This window comes from Agrococcus sp. HG114 (genome assembly GCF_024723325.1).
Lineage (GTDB): Bacteria > Actinomycetota > Actinomycetes > Actinomycetales > Microbacteriaceae > Agrococcus.
This window is the reverse complement of record NZ_JANQCH010000002.1, coordinates 45516-60869: the sequence shown is the minus strand read 5'-3', so window position 1 is coordinate 60869 and position 15354 is coordinate 45516. Positions and strand designations below refer to the sequence as shown.

Below are 15354 nucleotides of genomic sequence, written 5' to 3'. Positions count from 1 at the left end.
ATGCCGACGACCCCGAGCGCGACCGGAGGGCCGCAGGCTCGCGAGGCGCTCGAGTCGGGGGCGGATGCGGTCGTCGCCATCGGCGGCGACGGCACGGTGCGCGGCGTCGCGGGCGCGCTCGCCGGCACCCGGGTGCCGCTCGGCGTGATGCCCGCGGGCACCGCCAACCTCTTCGCGCGGAACCTCGCGCTGCCGCTGCGCGACCCGCGCGCCGCCGCCCGCATCGCGGTCGCGGGGAGTACGGCGCTCGTCGACCTGGGCCGCGTCGTGCTGACCCGCCCGGGCGGCGAGCGCGAGGCCGAGCAGCCGTTCCTCGTCGTCGTCGGGGTGGGTCACGACGCCCGCGCGGTCGAGGCCGCCTCGCTGCTCGCGAAGCGGCGGCTCGGCTGGGGCTCCTACATCGCGGCGGGCCTCGGCCGCCTCGGGCACCCGAGCTTCGCCGTGCGCGGCCGCTTCGACGGCGGGCCGGTCGAGACCGCGCACGCGTGGAGCGTGCTCGTGCACAACGCGGCCCGCATCCCCGCGGGCCTCGAGGTGCTGCCCGGCACGCGACTCGACGACGGGCAGCTGCACGTCGCGACCGTGAGCCCCCGCCACCTCGCGCACTGGGGACGCATCGCCGCTGCCGGCGCCGGCATCGCGCGCGCCGAGGGCGTGCTGCGGCACCGCACCGTGGGCCGGGTCACGCTCGGCGAGGTGGACGGCCCGCTCCCCGTGCAGATCGACGGCGACGCGGCGGGCCTCGCGAGCCGGGTCGACGCTCGCGTGGATCGAGCGACGCTCAGCGTGCGGGTGCGAGGATCGGAGGCGTGAACCCTCGCGAGGCGCTCGAGAAGCTGCGCACGACCCCGCCCGGACGGCTCGAGGCCGTGCTCGGCCAGCTCGACCTCGACCGCACGGTCAAGGCGATCGCCGGCACCCTCGTCACGGGGCTCTTCCGCCGCGAGGAGCGGCGCGAGCTCGTGCAGCTGCTCTGCGTCGAGCGCGTCGCCGAGCTCCGCCCGCGCATGCGCGCGCGGGTCGTGCACGCGCTGCGCGAGCTCTCGCCCGACCCGGTCGTCTCCCACGGCATCCGCTCGTGCCTGCTCTCGCTCACCGGCGAGCCGTTCCGCGACATGAAGTACCTGCTGAACTCCACGGGCGACCGGCACGACCTCGAGCACGTCGTGTACGAGCGCCTCACCCCCGCCGACCGCGACGCGGTGCTCGCGCACATCGCCGCCGAGGCCGCCGACGCGCCCTCGCACGACCTGCGCATCCTGTGCGACATCGACGACACCGTGCGCGCGATGCTGCACGAGACGCGCTTCCCGCGCGGCAGCATCTACCCCGGCGTCGTCGAGCTGCTCATCGAGCTCGACGAGGGCCGCGCGGCGCAGCCCTCGCGGCCCGGCGACCTCACGTTCGTCACCGCGCGGCCCGAGGGCCCGAAGGGCCTCATCGAGCAGTACACGCGCAACGGCCTCGCGGGGCTCGGCCTGCCCCCGCACTCGGTGCTCGGCGGCTCGCTGCTCAACCTGTTCACGAAGAAGTCGATCCAGGCGCGCAAGCTGCAGAACTTCGAGCGCGAGCGCGCCCTGTTCCCCGAGTGCCGCTTCATCTTCATCGGCGACAGCGGTCAGGCCGACCCCCAGGTGGGCGCCGAGATGCTGCGCATGGGCGGCACGCACGGCGTCGCGGTGCTCATCCACGAGGTCGTCGAGGTCGCGGGCGAGGCGCGCGCGGAGCTCGAGGCCGCGGGGATCCGCTTCTTCTCCGGCTACGACGAGGCAGCGCGCATCGCGCACGAGCTCGACCTGCTCGACGCGCCCTCACGGGATCGCGTGCTGCTCGCCGTCGCCGCGGCGGGCGCGCCGATGACCTAGTCGCGCGGGCGGTGCTGGACGAGCGCGACGGTGTTGCCCTCGCTGTCGCGCACGAACGCCATCCGCTCGGCCGACCCCGCCGGGCCGAGGGTGTCGTCGTCGTGCTCGAAGATCGTGTGCGGCTCCGTCACGATCTCGACCCCGGATGACCGGAGCCGCTCGACGCGTCCCTCGAGGTCGTCGACGGCGAAGTAGAGCAGCGCCGACGGCGCTCCGCGATCGAGCAGGAGCCGCGTGTCGCCGAGGACGAGGAACGCGAGTCCCGGCGGGTCGAAGGTCGCCGCGACGGGCACGTCGAGCAGCGCGGCGTAGAACGCCGCCGCGCGCTCGAGATCGGTCGCGCGCTGCGCGACCTGGACGAGCGGGCTGTCGCCGATCATGTCAGCTCCCGTGGTTCTGCGCGGTGGGGAGGTGCTTCGCCCACCAGCGCAGCACGTGCTCGAACCGCTCGACGCGGTGGCGCGGCTGCCCCGAGCGGGTGAGCTCGTGGTTCTCGCCGGGGAACAGCAGGAGCGCCGTCTCGACGCCCTGCCGCTTGAGCGCTGCCCAGTAGCGCTGCGCCTGCTCGGGCGGGCACCGCCAGTCCTGCTCCGAGTGCACGACGAGGGTCGGGGTCCGCACGTCGGCGACGCGCGCCATCGGGCTCTGCGCCCGCACCGCATCCACGTCGGAGCCCGTGTACTCGCCGCCGAAGAACCAGCCGATGTCGCTCGTGCCCATGAACGTCTCGGGGTCGAGGAAGCCGCGCTCGACGATCGCCGCCGCGAAGCGGTGCTCGTGCGCGATGATCCACGCCGTCAGGTAGCCGCCGTACGAGCCGCCCATGATGCCGAGCCGCTCCCGGTCGAGCTCGGGATGCGCGTCGATCGCCCCGTCGAGGAAGTCGAGCACGTCGGCCATGTCGACGGTGCCCATCGCCTCCTTGATCGCGGCGCCGTGCGCGCGCCCGTAGCCGGCGGAGCCGCGCGGGTTGCACTGCACGACGGCGTAGCCCGCCGCGACCGCGACCTGGGCCTCGTCGAAGACGCCGACGCCGTACTGCGCGAACGGGCCGCCGTGGATGTTGAGGAGCACCGGGTGCGGCCCCTCCCCCTCGGGCACCCACACCCAGCCGTGCACCTTCCGGCCGTCGCGGCCCACGATCTCGTGCTCGACCGGCGCGACGAGGCCCGCGGCCTGCAGCGCTGCGCCGAAGTCGGTGAGCACGGTCACGCCGCGGTCGTCGAGCACCGCGACCTCGCCGGCCGAGGTGGGCGTCGCGACGGTCGCGACGGTGACGCCCTCGCCGACGCCGTGCCCGATGACCTCGAGGTCGCCGCCGATGAGCTCGCGGGAGCCGCCGCCGGTGACGTGCACGAGGCGGTTGCGCCCGCGGGAGCGCTCCTGCACGAGCACCCCGTCGTCGACGACCGTCGCGTGGCTGCCCTGCTCGCCGAGGTCGACGGCGTCGGGGTCGGTGACCTCCTCCGGGCGCGCGCCGGGCCGCTCGAGCACGAACAGCTGCGTGCTGCGGGCGACGAAGTCGCGGCCCGACTCGCCCATGTGCTGCGCGAGCAGCACGAAGCCCCCGTCGGGCGTCGGCTGCACCTCGGCGACCGAGAGGCCGGCGCGGGAGGAGAGGATGATGTGCGGCTCGCCGTGCTCGACCTCGGCGTCGAGCTCGACGACGGCGTTCAGCAGGTCGTCGTCGCGCGAGTCGTGGCGGGCGGTGACGCACAGCACGCGGCTGCCGTCGACCGAGAACACGGGCGCCGAGTGGTCGAACTCGCCGTGGGTGAGCTGCCGCGCCGGGGGCGCGAGCGGCGCGTCGTCGCGCGTGCCCGGCGCGTCGTGCGGATGGGCGGCGCGCTCGTAGCGCGGCTCGGCTCCGACGTCGGGGAGGTCGGCGACGAACACGTGCGTGTGCCGGCCGACGAGGCTGCCGACGCCGTTCGCGAGGTTGCGGTTGCGGGTGATGAGCCGCGGCGACTCCTGCGCGGCGCTCACCCCCTCGACGCTGCCGTAGCGGCCGGGCTCGACGACGGTCGCGGTGAACGCGACGCGGGAGCCGTCGGGCGAGACGCGGAACGCCTGCACGCCGCCGGGCTGGTCGGTCGCCTGGACGGGCTCGCCCCCGTCGACCGGCATCGCCCAGATCTGGGCCTTCTCCTTCGCGTCGTCGCGCAGGAACAGGACGACCTCGCCGCTCGGCGTGAGCTGCGGCGCGCGGTCGGCGACGCCGCCGGTGATGCGCCGCCTCGAGCCGTCGGCGAGCGACACGCGCCAGAGCTGGCCCACGTTGCGGTTCGCGCGCAGGCTCGGCCGGCTCGACGCGACGATCGCCCAGCGCCCCTGCGGGTCGACGGCGGGCCGCGAGAGCGAGACGAGGTGCTCGATGTCCTCCGCGCGCATCAGGCCCCGGTCCCTTCCGCCTCGCCGAAGCCCGTGATGTCGCCGACGAGGCGCGTGCTGTCGGCCGGGACGGGCTCGACGGCCGCGAGGGCCACCTCGCGCGCGAACTCCTCGACGTTGTAGAGGCGACCCGCCTCCTCGCGGCGCCCGGCGATCGCGCCCGGGTTCGCGCGCTCGAGCAGCGTCGCGGTGATCGTGCCCTCGATCATGTCGCCCGACACGACGACGAGCTCGATGCCCCGCTCGGCGAGGGCGGGGATGCGCTCACGCAGGGCGTCCTCGCCGGCGCGCTTCGAGCGCGCGACCGGCTCGTACTCCGGCATCGTCGGGGTCGTGCGGATGAAGTGCGCCTGGTGGCTCGTGACGAACACGACGCGCGCGCCGTCGCGCAGCACCGGCAGCGCCGCGTCCAGCAGGTGCACCTGCGCGTCGCGGTTGAGCCGCATGGCGTAGTCCTCGCCCATGCCGCTCTCCATGCCGCCGGACGCGTTCATCACGAGGATGTCGAGGCCGCCGAAGCGCTCCTCGGCGGCGCGGAACATCGCCGCGACGCTCTCGGGATCGGTGAGATCTGCCTGCACGGCGAGCGCCTGGACGCCGCGCGCCTCGGCGGCGGCGGCGACCCTCTCGGCGCGGGGGGCCTTCGCGCGGTAGTTGACCACCACGTCGGCGCCCGCGGCGGCGAGCAGCTCGACGGTCGCGGCGCCGATGCCGCGGCTCGAGCCGGTGACGAGGGCGGTGCGCCCGGCGAGCGACCCGGGCGCGAGCGGCGCGGCGTCCTCGGGGGTGTGATCGGGATTCGACGCGTCGGCGTTGGGCACAGAGCACTCCTTCTTCTCGGCTCGACCCTACTGCGCCGATCCCGCCGAGCGTGCGCGCCTGGCCCATCCGCCGCATCCGCTCAATATGCTGTGCCCGTGGACCTGGCTCAGTACGCGTGGATCGTGTGGCTCGTCGTCGCGCTCATCTGCTTCATCGTCGAGATGGTCACGCTCGAGTTCACGTTCCTCATGATCGGCATGGCCTCGGTCGCCGGGCTCGTCTCGAGCATCACGGGGCTGCCCGTGTGGGCGCAGGTGCTCATCGCGGCGGGCGCGGCCCTGCTGCTGCTCTTCCTCGTGCGGCCGAAGCTGCTGCAGCGCCTGCACGAGTCGGGCGAGGTGAACCTGCAGGGCGTCGACGCCCTGATCGGCATGGCCGGCGAGGTCACGCGCACGTTCGAGCGCGGTGCGGGCGAGGTCACCCTCGCGAACGGCGACGTGTGGACCGCCCGCCTCTCCCCCGCCGTGCAGCCCCGCGACCCCGACGTGGGCGAGCGGATCGTCGTCACCGCCATCGAGGGGGCGACCGCCCTCGTCGTCCCCGCCCAGCGATAACCCGCGATACCAAGGAGCCCCCATGCCGATCGACGGAGGATTCATCCTCGGAGCCTTCGTGCTCGTGCTCGTCGCCCTCGTCGTCCTGTTCGTGCTCGTCACGCTCTTCCGGTCGATCCGCATCATCAAGCAGGGCTTCACCGGCGTCGTCGAGCGCCTCGGCCGCTTCCACCGCGTGCTGCAGCCGGGCCTGAACTTCCTCGTGCCGTTCATCGACCGCGTCGCCTACCACGTCGACATGCGCGAGCAGGTGCGCTCCTTCCCGCCGCAGCCGGTCATCACCGAGGACAACCTCGTCGTCTCGATCGACACGGTCGTCTACTTCCAGGTCACCGACGCCCGCGCCGCGACCTACGAGATCGCCGACTACCTCTCGGCCGTCGAGCAGCTCACGACCACGACGCTCCGCAACGTCGTCGGCGGCATGAACCTCGAGGAGGCGCTCACGAGCCGCGACACGATCAACGGCCAGCTGCGCAACGTGCTCGACCAGGCGACCGGCAAGTGGGGCCTGCGCGTGGGCCGCGTCGAGCTCAAGGCGATCGACCCGCCCCACTCGATCCAGGACTCGATGGAGAAGCAGATGCGCGCCGAGCGCGACCGGCGCGCCGCCATCCTCACCGCCGAGGGCTCGAAGCAGTCGCAGATCCTCGAGGCCGAGGGCCTGCGCCAGTCGGAGATCCTGCGGGCCGAGGGCCAGGCGAAGGCGCAGGTGCTGCGCGCGAAGGGCGACGCGGAGGCGCAGGTCCTGCTCGCGAAGGGCGAGTCGGAGGCGATCGAGCGCGTCTTCGCCGCGATCCACGAGGGCGACGCGGACGACAAGCTGCTCGCATACCAGTACCTGCAGACGCTGCCGAAGCTCGCCGAGGGCGACGCGAACAAGCTGTGGATCATCCCCTCGGAGCTCACCGACGCGCTGCAGGGCGTCGGCCGCGGCTTCTTCGAGGGCCGTGCGGAGGTGCCGTTCCGGAAGGGCCGGCAGCGCTCGGACGAGGCGGCCGAGCCGTCGATCCTCGACGAGACCTTCCAGGCGGACTCGGTGAGCGACGTCGACGTGCCGACGATCGCCGAGACGCTCGAGGCGAGCGGCATCGACCCGCGCGGCGCGGGCGCGGCCGGCACGGTCTCCTCCTCCACGTCGCTCGCCGACGAGACGCCGAGCGCCGACTACACCGACGCCGTCGAGGCCGCGCGGCAGGCCGCGGACGAGGTCCCCGACGGCGAGCAGGGCGCCCCCGGCGACAGCAGGCCGCCCCAGGCGTGAGCGACTACCTCGAGCCGGCCCCGCCGCGCGTGCTCGCGCATCGGGGGCTCGCGCTCGCGGCGCCCGAGAACACGATGCTCGCGTTCGTCGCAGCGGTCGACGCGGGCGCGACGTTCCTCGAGACCGACGTGCACGCGACGGCCGACGGCGTCGCGGTGCTCGCGCACGACCCGTCCCTCGACCGCGTCGCCGGGCGCGACGTCGTGATCGAGGCGACGCTGTGGCAGGACCTGCAACGCATCGACGTCGGCCAGGGCGAACGGGTGCCGGGCCTCCGCGAGGCGCTGCTCGCGCTCACCGACGCGCGCTGGAACATCGACCTCAAGACGGATGCCGCGGTCGTGCCGACGGTGCGCGCGGTCGTCGAGGCGAAGGCGACCGACCGGGTGCTGCTCACCTCGTTCTCCGAGCGGCGCCGACGGCAGGCGGCGACGCTCCTGCCGGGCGTCGCGACGAGTGCGTCCCAGTCGATCGTGGCGCGGGCGCTCGTCGCGCAGCGCATGGGCCTCGCGGGCCCGCTCCGGCGCATCCTCGAGCCCGTCGTCGCGCTGCAGGTGCCGCGGCGCCACCGGGGCGTCGAGATCGTCACTGAGCGGAGCGTCCGCGCCTTCCACGCCGCGGGCGTCGAGGTGCACGCGTGGACGATCAACGACCCCGACGAGATGCGCGAGCTCCTCGCGCTCGGCGTCGACGGCCTCGTCACCGACCGCTGCGACCTCGCGCTGCCGCTCCTCCCCCGCTGAGCCTCCGGGCGGTCAGCGGGGCGGCTTCGGGAGCGCGCGCACGCCCGAGAGCGACCACTTCGTGACCGCGCCGACGGTGCCGAGCTCCTCGGCGAGCCGCATCTTCGAGCTGCCCGTCGCGCGCTCGATGAAGTGGATCGGCACCTCCGCGATCGTGCCGCCCGCCTGCGCGACGCGCACGGCCATCGCCACCTGGAACGCGTACGCGTCGACCTGGATGGCGTCGAGGTCGATCCGCTCGAGGATGCGCGTGCGGTAGACGCGCAGGGAGCTCGTGAGGTCCTGCACGTCGGTCTGCAGCATCCGGCGCGCGTAGACGTTGCCGACGCGCGCCGCGATGCGCCGCCGCACGCCCATGTTGCGCACGTCGCTGCCCTCGACGAAGCGCGAGCCGATCACGAGGTCGACGCCCTCCGCCGACACCGCGAGCAGCTCGGGCAGGTCGTCGGCGTCGTACGAGCCGTCGGCGTCCGTGACGACCACCCGGGTGGCGCCGCGCGACATCGCGAAGCGCATCCCCTCGACGACGGCCGAGCGGTAGCCGCGCTCGGCCCGGTGGATGACGAGCGTGCCGGCGTCGCGCTTCGCGAGGCTGTCGGCGAGCTCGCCCGTGCCGTCGGGGCTGCCGTCGTCGACGATGAGGAGCTCGGCGTGCGGCACCGACTGCCGCAGCCGCCCGACGGTGCGCTCGAGCCCGTCGACCTCGTTGTACGTCGGCACGACGATCATGACGTCAGGCATCCGCTCTCCTCGTCCGTGCGATCCGTGCGACCCCGAGGCCCGCGAGCGCGAGCGCCGCGCCGATGACGAGCGCGAGGTCGATCCATGCTCCCAGACGCAGCCCCGGCGTCACGGTCGTCGACAGGGGCAGCTCCTCGAGCATCGCGCCCGGCTCGTACTGCGGCAGCCGGTCGAGCATCGTGCCGTCGGGAGCGATCATCGCGCTCGTGCCGACGGTCGAGATGTTCACGAGCGCGCGGCCCGCCTCGACGGCGCGGAGCTGCGCGATCGCGAGCTGCTGCACGTTCTCGGCGGAGCCCTCGCCGAAGTCGGCGTTGTTCGTGGGCGCGAGGATGACCTCGGCGCCGTGCTCGAGCACCATCTCGCGCGCGAGCGTGTCGTCGATGATGTCGAAGCAGATCGCGAGGCCGGCGACCGTGCCGGCGACGTCGAACGCGTTCGCGCTCGTCGGATCGATCGAGTAGTCCCGCGGGATGTACTGCAGGAAGCCGAGCGCGTCGAGGATCGGGGCGAAGAGCTCGCGCTGCGGCAGGTACTCCGCGAACGGCACCGGGTGCCGCTTGCGGTACTCCGCCACGGCGCCCTCGCCGGGCTCGATCTGCAGCAGGGCGTTGTAGGTGTCGTCCCCGTCGCGCGTGATCGTGCCGGTCACGAGCGGCGCATGGAAGCCGCTCGCGACGCGGTCGAGGGCCGCCATGGTCGTCGGTGACTCGTCGGCGTACCACTCGGCCGCGTTCTCGGGCCACACGAGCAGGTCGAGCTCCTCCCCCTCGAGCGCGCGGGTCGCGTCGAGGTGCTGCCGCAGGATCTCGCCGGGCACCCGCGGGGCGAGGAGCCCCGCCTCGCTGTCGCCCTGCACGGCGCCGACGCGCAGCGCGCCGTGGCTCGCGATCGGGAACTGCGGGATGGCGACGAGCAGGATGAGCGCGGCCGCGCCGATCGTGAGCCGGCGGCGGAGCATCGTCCGGCGGTGCAGCACGAGCTGCACGACGAGCGCCGAGGCGGCGGCGAGGAGGAACGTCAGGCCAGAGAAGCCCACCCAGCTCGTGGTGTCGGCGAGGGGGCTCGCGGCCTGCGAGTGGGCGAGCCGGCCCCACGCGAACCCGCCCCAGGGCACGGTCGACGAGAGCGTCTCGCGGGCGGCCCAGGTCGCGCCGAGCAGCGCCGGCATGCCGAGGAACGCGCCGAGCGGACCCTGCATGCGTGCCTCGCCCCAGCGCCACGCGAGCGCGAGCGCGATGCCGCCGAGCCCCCACCACGTCGCCATCCACGCGCTGAGGGCCACGAGTGGCACGGGGCCGAGGTAGACGGTGATCCACTGGATGTGGAGCAGGAAGAAGAGCGCGCCCGTCGCGAACCCCATGCCGAACGCCTGCCCGAGGGAGCGCCCGCGGAGCGCGACGAGCGCGAGGCCCACGGCCGGCACGATGACCGGCCACCAGCCGACCGGCTCGAACGCGAGCGGCATGATCGCCCCCGCGGCGATCGCGGCCGCCCACGCGTAGGGGGTCGCGAGCGCGCTCCGCGCGCGGGAGCGGCCCCGCGGCGGGGCGGGTGCGGGAGCCTGCACCGCGGTCACAGCGCCGACCCCGACGCCTCGACGACGCCGCGCCGGATCCGCTCGACGGCCTCGTCGGCCGTGCGGCGCAGCCGCTTGGGCGCGACGTCGCCGAGCTGCTCGAGCACGTCGATCGTCTGCTTCGTCCAGCGCACGAAGTCGCCGGCGGCGAGGTCGGTGTCGGCGAGCACGCCCTCGAGCGGGTAGCCGCGCGCCCAGCGGTGCATCGCGAGGGTGATCCCCGTCTGCAGCGGGATCGAGCCGGGCAGCCGGTGCGCCTGCTCGAGCTCGTCGAGCTGCGCCCAGAGGCGCTGCGTCGCGTCGAGCGCGTCGAGGAACGGGCCCTTCGGGAGCATCCGATCGGGGAGCATGCCCTCGTCGCGGCGGCCCTCGAAGACGAGCGCGCACGCCATCGCGGCGAGGCCCGGCGCGTCGAGCGAGCTCCACAGCCCCCGGCGCAGGCACTCGGCCGTCAGCAGGTCGCGCTCGCCGTAGATGCGGCGGAGCATGTCGCCTGCGCCCGTGACGCGCTCGTGGCCGTCGTCCCCGGTCTCGAGGTAGTCGAGCTCGCGGAGGATCTCGATGATGCGGTCGAAGCGCTCGGCGATCTGGCCCGTGCGGCGGTCGATCTGCCGCTCCGCCCTCTCGATGTCGCGGCGCAGGCGCCAGTAGCGCTCGCCCCAGCGCGCGTGCTGCTCGCGCTCGGGGCACGCGTGGCACGGGTGGGCGCGCATGCGCCGGCGCACGCCCTGCAGCTGCCTCTGGAGCCGGTCGTGCTCGCCGTGGCTGAGCCCCGCGCGGGCGCCCTCCTGCTCGAGGTCGCTCACCTCGCGCCGCAGCTGCGCGTACTCGGCGAAGTCGCCGAGGTGGCAGCGCATCGACTCCTCGTAACCGGCCAGGCTCGCGCGCTGGTCGACGACCCGCCGTGCGAGCTGCACGACGGAGCGATCGGCCTGGAACTGGGCGAACGACGTCTCGAGCACCTCGCGCGTGCCGACGACGCCCAGGCGGTCGACGAGGTTGACGGCCATGTTGTAGGTGGGCCGGAAGCTCGAGTGCAGCGGGTAGGTGCGGCGCGACGCGAGCGAGGCGACCTCCACCGGCTGCAGCTTGCCGTTCCAGATGACGACGGCGTGCCCCTCGGTGTCGATGCCGCGGCGGCCCGCCCGGCCCGTGAGCTGCGTGTACTCGCCCGGCGTGATGCGCACGCGCGCCTCGCCGTTGAACTTCTCGAGCTGCTCGAGCACGACGGTGCGCGCCGGCATGTTGATGCCGAGCGCGAGCGTCTCCGTCGCGAACACGACCTTCAGCAGCCGGGCACGGAAGAGCTCCTCGACGACCTCCTTGAAGACCGGCAGTAGCCCCGCGTGGTGCGCCGCGACGCCCCGCTCGAGGCCGTCGCGCCAGTCCCAGTAGCCGAGCACCGCGAGGTCGGCGTCGTCGAGCAGCCGCGTGCGCTCGTCGACGATCGCGCGGATCTCGGCGCGGTCCTCGGGCGTCGTGAGCCGCACCCCGCCCGCGACGACCTGCTGGACGGCCGCGTCGCATCCGGCCCTCGAGAAGATGAAGTCGATCGCCGGCAGCATCGCGCGCTCGTCGAGCATGCCGATGAGCGCGACGCGATCCACGCGCGCCGGGAAGCCCCCGGGCCGGCCGGGCCGGGAGCCGCCCTTCGGCGGCCGCCGCGACCGGTAGCGGTTGTGCCCGCCGCGGTCGCGGTGGCCGTGGGCGGCGGAGTCGTCGAGATCGGTGCCGCGCGCGAGCTCGAGGAGCTCGCGACCCGGGCGGTGCGTCTCCTCCCCCGCCTTCGAGTCGAACAGGTCGACGAGCCGTCCGCGGATGTGGACGTGCGCGTCGAGCGGCACGGGCCGGTGCTCGCTCACGATCACGCGCGTGTCGCCGCGCACGGCGTCGAGCCACGCGCCGAACTCCTCGGCGTTCGACACGGTCGCCGAGAGGGAGACGAGCCGCACGTGGCGCGGGAGGTGGATGATGACCTCCTCCCACACCGCGCCGCGGAAGCGGTCGGCGAGGTAGTGCACCTCGTCCATCACCACGTGCTCGAGCTGCGAGAGGTCGCGCCCCTCGTAGAGCATGTTGCGCAGCACCTCGGTCGTCATCACGACGATGCGGGCGTCCCCGTTGATCGACGTGTCGCCCGTGAGGAGGCCCACGGATGCGGCGCCGTAGACCTCGGTGAGCTCGCGGTGCTTCTGGTTCGAGAGCGCCTTCATGGGCGTCGTGTAGAAGACGCGGCCGGTCGGGGCCTCCATCGTCATGCGGATCGCGAACTCCGCGACGACGGTCTTGCCGGCGCCCGTGGGGGCCGCGACGAGCACGCTCGAGCCCGATTCGAGCGCCTCGCACGCCTCGCGCTGGAACGGGTCGAGGCCGAAGGGCATGGATCGCGCGAAGGCCTCGGTCGCGATGCTCACGCGGTCGCCTCGGTGCCGGAAAGCTCGAGCGCGCGCTTCGCGCGCCGGCGGTCGACGAGGATCGCGATGCCCGCGGCCGCGAAGTACAGCACGACCATCGGCACGGCGATGATGAACATGCTCAGCACCTCGCCCGCGGGCGTGACGAACGCGCCGAAGAGGGTGGCGGCGAGCACCGCCCAGCGCCATCCGTGGAGGATCGAGCGCCCGGAGATGACGCCCGCGAGGTTGAGGAAGACGACGATGACGGGCAGCACGTACGCGACGCCGACGGCGAAGACGAGCTTGAGCGAGAAGTCCCAGTAGTCGGAGGCGCCGAGGAAGGCCGTGAAGCCCTGCGGGGTGAAGCCGACGAAGAGCCGGATGATGCGCGGCAGGATGAACCAGCCGGTCGCGCACCCCGCGACGAAGAGGGGCACGGCGGAGGCGATGAAGCCGAAGACGTAGCGGCGCTCGATGCCGCGCAGCGCCGGCACGACGAAGGCGAGCAGCTGCCAGATCCACACCGGGCTCGACAGCACGAGCCCGAGGAAGAACGCGATGCGCATCTGCACGTCGAGCGCCTGCGTGATGTTCGTGACGTTGAGCTCCACGGGCAGCCCCTGCGCCTGCAGCTCGTCGAGCGGCGAGCTCAGCAGCTGGAGGAGCGGAGCCGCGAGGAAGAAGCCCCCGATCGCGGCGGCCACGAACGCGAGCCCCGAGATGAGGAACCGGCGCTTGAACTCGCGCAGGTGCCCCGCGAGCCGCATCCGGGCCTCGGGATTCTGCGTCCGCCCCTCGCGGGCCATCGGCTACTTCCGGTCGCTGCCGGAGGCCTGCTCGTCGGTCTCGGTCGCGGCGGGCTCGGAGCCGTCGCGCTTCACCTCCTGCTTGAGGATGTTGACCGACTGGCCGATGCTGCGCGCGAGGGCGGGCAGCTTCGCAGCGCCGAAGACGAGCACCACGATGATGAGGATGATCCACCAATGCGATGCCGCATTGTTCCAGAAGCCCATGATCGCCCTCCGCGAGTTCTCGTCCGTGCCATCCTACCGGTCGCCGAGCGCAGCCGCTGCGAAGCGGTGCATCGCCTGCCGCAGGCTCGCGGGCGCGACGATCTCGGCGTCGCCGCCGCACGCGGCGACGGCGCTCAGCACGCTCGCCTCGCTCCAGAGCTCGATGTCGAGCCGCACGCGCTCGCCGTCGACCTCGACCGGCTCGCTCGTCGCGTAGTCGGCGAGGAGCGCCGCGGCCGCGGGCGTCGCGACGATCTGCGCGGTGCCGGCGATCGGCCGCTCGAGCTCGGGCATCGCGGCAGGCCACTCGACCTCGATCGGCGCGATCGACTCCACGCGGTCGAGCCGGAAGGTGCGCGCGTCCTGGCGGTCGAGGTCGAACCCGACGAGGAAGACCTGCCCCTCGCGCAGCTCGAGGCGGCGCGGCGCGACGCGGCGCAGCTGCGAGCCGGCTCCCGGCTTGCGGTAGCCGATCTCGAGCACGGTGCGCGCGCGGATCGCGTCGCGCACGAGCTGGGCCGCTCTCGGGGCCTCGAGGCGCTCCACGGCGACGGTGTCAGCGCCCCGCGACGCGGCGCGGCGGAGCTTGGCCTGCAGCGCCTCGACGCGCTCGGGCGCAGCGCCCGTGTAGCCGGCGACGAGCGACAGGCCCGCGATGAGCGCGCTCGCCTCGCGCGGCGAGAGCCGGAGCGTCTCGTCCTCGAACGCGGGGCGCATCGTGACCGAGATGACGTCGTCGTCCTCGAACGCGTCGAAGTCGATGTCGAAGCGGATGAAGTCGCCCGCGCCGTCGGGGACGCCGGACATGAACACGCGGCGCACGGCCTCGCGGATGCGGTCCTCGTCGACCCCGAAGTGCGCGGCGGCCTCGGCGACCGTCGCGGTGCCCGAGGCGGTGACGTACTGGATGAGGGAGAGCAGCAGGCCGATGCCGCGCTCCACGCGCGTCGCGCTCACGCCGCCTCCCCCGCCGCCGGATCGGCATGCACGTCGCGGATGCGCTCGAGCCGAACCCGCACGAGGTGCCGCTGCTCCTCGGGCCAGAGCACGTCGACGTCGGCGCCGAACGCCGCGAGCTCGTCGGCGAGCAGGTGGCGGTCGGCGTGGTGGATGACGAGCACGCCGTCCTCCTCGGTGGTGCCGGGCCGGTGCCGCAGCCGGATGTCGGCGTCGCTGCCGGGCACCGCGAGCACGCCGACGGTCGCCATCGCCCAGATCTCCTCGAGCTTCGCGAGCGCGCCGCTCGCCGCGTCCGCGGGCACCTCGAACGGCGTGCGCGCGGCGCGGTCCTTGACGGGCGAGACGATCCGCTGCATGAGGAAGGTGCGGGAGTCCTCGGCTCCCAGGTCGTACCCGACGAGCATCCACCGGCCGCGGAACAGCACGGTCGCCCAGGGCTGCACCGTGCGCGTGCGCGGCGCGCGCTCGCCGGGCTTCAAGTAGTCGAACACGACCTCCCGGCCCCGGTCGGCGGCGCGCTTGAGCGCCTGGAACGCGCTCTCCCGTGGGCGCTGCCGCGCCCGGATGACCTCGGCCGCCGCGGGCTCCTCGGTGCGCCCGGGCGTGCGCTCGAGCGGCAGGCCGCCGCGGAACTCGGGGTCGGCTCGCAGCTTGAGCGCCGCGCGCTGCGCCTCCTCGGTGAGGCCTCCCTCGTGCCACACGCGCAGCGCGAGGTCCAGCAGCTCGCGCTCCTCCGCGTCGAACTGCAGCTCGGCGGGGTCGCCGAGCACGCCGTCGAGCACTCGGTAGCGCGCCTGCTGGTTGCTGTCGTCGCCGGGCGGCTGCACGACGTCGATGACGATCCCGAGCTCCCGCAGCGCATCCTTGTCGCGCTCGAACATGCGCTCGAGCGCATCGCCGGGCGGCTGGCCCTGGTAGCCCGCGACCCGCTCGAAGAGCTCGTGCTTCGTGAACCCGGCGCGCGCGTCGACGAGGGCGAGCAGCAGCGAGAACTGCCGCTCCTCCGCCTCGATCCTCGCCATCAGC

The 15354-nt window shown here is 73.9% G+C and carries 15 protein-coding genes; 5 read left to right on the top strand and 10 right to left on the bottom strand.

Annotated features, from left to right (window positions below; genetic code table 11):
* Together NWP09_RS00965 and NWP09_RS00960 are read left to right on the top strand one after the other, a co-directional pair.
* Positions 1-813 (top strand): diacylglycerol kinase family protein (locus tag NWP09_RS00965; RefSeq protein WP_258273673.1); only part of this gene is annotated, 813 nt, incomplete at its 5' end.
* On the top strand, positions 810-1865 hold the full coding sequence (locus NWP09_RS00960; protein ID WP_258273672.1) for an App1 family protein: 1056 nt from the start codon (positions 810-812) through the stop codon (positions 1863-1865). The genes NWP09_RS00965 and NWP09_RS00960, both read left to right, overlap by 4 nt.
* On the opposite strand, the gene NWP09_RS00955 is transcribed toward NWP09_RS00960, so the two are convergent.
* From NWP09_RS00955 to NWP09_RS00945, 3 genes are read right to left on the bottom strand one after another with little or no spacing between them, the layout of a single operon-like run.
* Positions 1862-2245 carry a VOC family protein gene (locus NWP09_RS00955; protein ID WP_258273671.1) on the bottom strand — a complete coding sequence of 128 codons (384 nt, stop codon included), beginning with the start codon at positions 2243-2245 and terminating at the stop codon, positions 1862-1864. The genes NWP09_RS00960 and NWP09_RS00955 overlap by 4 nt on opposite strands.
* Position 2246: 1 nt before the next feature.
* On the bottom strand, positions 2247-4256 hold the full coding sequence (locus tag NWP09_RS00950; protein ID WP_258273670.1) for a S9 family peptidase: 2010 nt from the start codon (positions 4254-4256) through the stop codon (positions 2247-2249).
* A complete protein-coding gene (locus tag NWP09_RS00945) occupies positions 4256-5077 on the bottom strand; it encodes an SDR family oxidoreductase (protein ID WP_258273669.1) in 822 nt (273 codons plus the stop codon). Before NWP09_RS00945 ends, NWP09_RS00950 begins: the two co-directional genes overlap by 1 nt.
* A 96-nt stretch (positions 5078-5173) precedes the next feature.
* Here NWP09_RS00945 and NWP09_RS00940 point away from each other — a divergent pair, with 96 nt between their 5' ends.
* Genes NWP09_RS00940 through NWP09_RS00930 form a run of 3 tightly spaced genes read left to right on the top strand, consistent with a single transcriptional unit; the run spans position 5174 to position 7639 of the window.
* Positions 5174-5632, top strand: coding sequence for an NfeD family protein (locus NWP09_RS00940; protein WP_258273668.1), 459 nt, complete (start codon positions 5174-5176; stop codon positions 5630-5632).
* Between the two features lie 22 nt (positions 5633-5654).
* Positions 5655-6896 (top strand): SPFH domain-containing protein, encoded by a 1242-nt coding sequence (locus NWP09_RS00935; protein ID WP_258273667.1) that lies wholly within the window; start codon positions 5655-5657, stop codon positions 6894-6896.
* Positions 6893-7639, top strand: coding sequence for a glycerophosphodiester phosphodiesterase (locus NWP09_RS00930; protein WP_258273666.1), 747 nt, complete (start codon positions 6893-6895; stop codon positions 7637-7639). The genes NWP09_RS00935 and NWP09_RS00930 overlap by 4 nt, the downstream gene beginning before the upstream one ends.
* A 12-nt stretch (positions 7640-7651) precedes the next feature.
* Here NWP09_RS00930 and NWP09_RS00925 read toward each other — a convergent pair whose 3' ends face one another.
* From NWP09_RS00925 to NWP09_RS00895, 7 genes are read right to left on the bottom strand one after another with little or no spacing between them, the layout of a single operon-like run.
* On the bottom strand, positions 7652-8380 hold the full coding sequence (locus tag NWP09_RS00925) for a glycosyltransferase (protein WP_258273665.1): 729 nt from the start codon (positions 8378-8380) through the stop codon (positions 7652-7654).
* Positions 8373-9959 carry an apolipoprotein N-acyltransferase gene (gene lnt, locus NWP09_RS00920; protein ID WP_258273664.1) on the bottom strand — a complete coding sequence of 529 codons (1587 nt, stop codon included), beginning with the start codon at positions 9957-9959 and terminating at the stop codon, positions 8373-8375. Before lnt ends, NWP09_RS00925 begins: the two co-directional genes overlap by 8 nt.
* The gene (locus NWP09_RS00915) at positions 9956-12340 is read right to left on the bottom strand and encodes an RNA helicase (RefSeq protein WP_258273674.1); all 2385 of its coding nucleotides are present in this window, start codon (positions 12338-12340) and stop codon (positions 9956-9958) included. Before NWP09_RS00915 ends, lnt begins: the two co-directional genes overlap by 4 nt.
* 29 nt (positions 12341-12369) lie before the next feature.
* Positions 12370-13161 carry a twin-arginine translocase subunit TatC gene (gene tatC / locus NWP09_RS00910; protein WP_258273663.1) on the bottom strand — a complete coding sequence of 264 codons (792 nt, stop codon included), beginning with the start codon at positions 13159-13161 and terminating at the stop codon, positions 12370-12372.
* A gap of 3 nt (positions 13162-13164) precedes the next feature.
* Positions 13165-13368 (bottom strand): twin-arginine translocase TatA/TatE family subunit, encoded by a 204-nt coding sequence (locus NWP09_RS00905; RefSeq protein ID WP_258273662.1) that lies wholly within the window; start codon positions 13366-13368, stop codon positions 13165-13167.
* A 33-nt stretch (positions 13369-13401) separates the two neighbouring features.
* On the bottom strand, positions 13402-14325 hold the full coding sequence (locus NWP09_RS00900) for a YafY family protein (protein WP_258273661.1): 924 nt from the start codon (positions 14323-14325) through the stop codon (positions 13402-13404).
* Entirely contained in the window at positions 14322-15350 is a 1029-nt protein-coding gene (locus tag NWP09_RS00895) for a YafY family protein (protein ID WP_258273660.1), read from the bottom strand. Before NWP09_RS00895 ends, NWP09_RS00900 begins: the two co-directional genes overlap by 4 nt.
* Positions 15351-15354 lie beyond the last annotated feature (4 nt).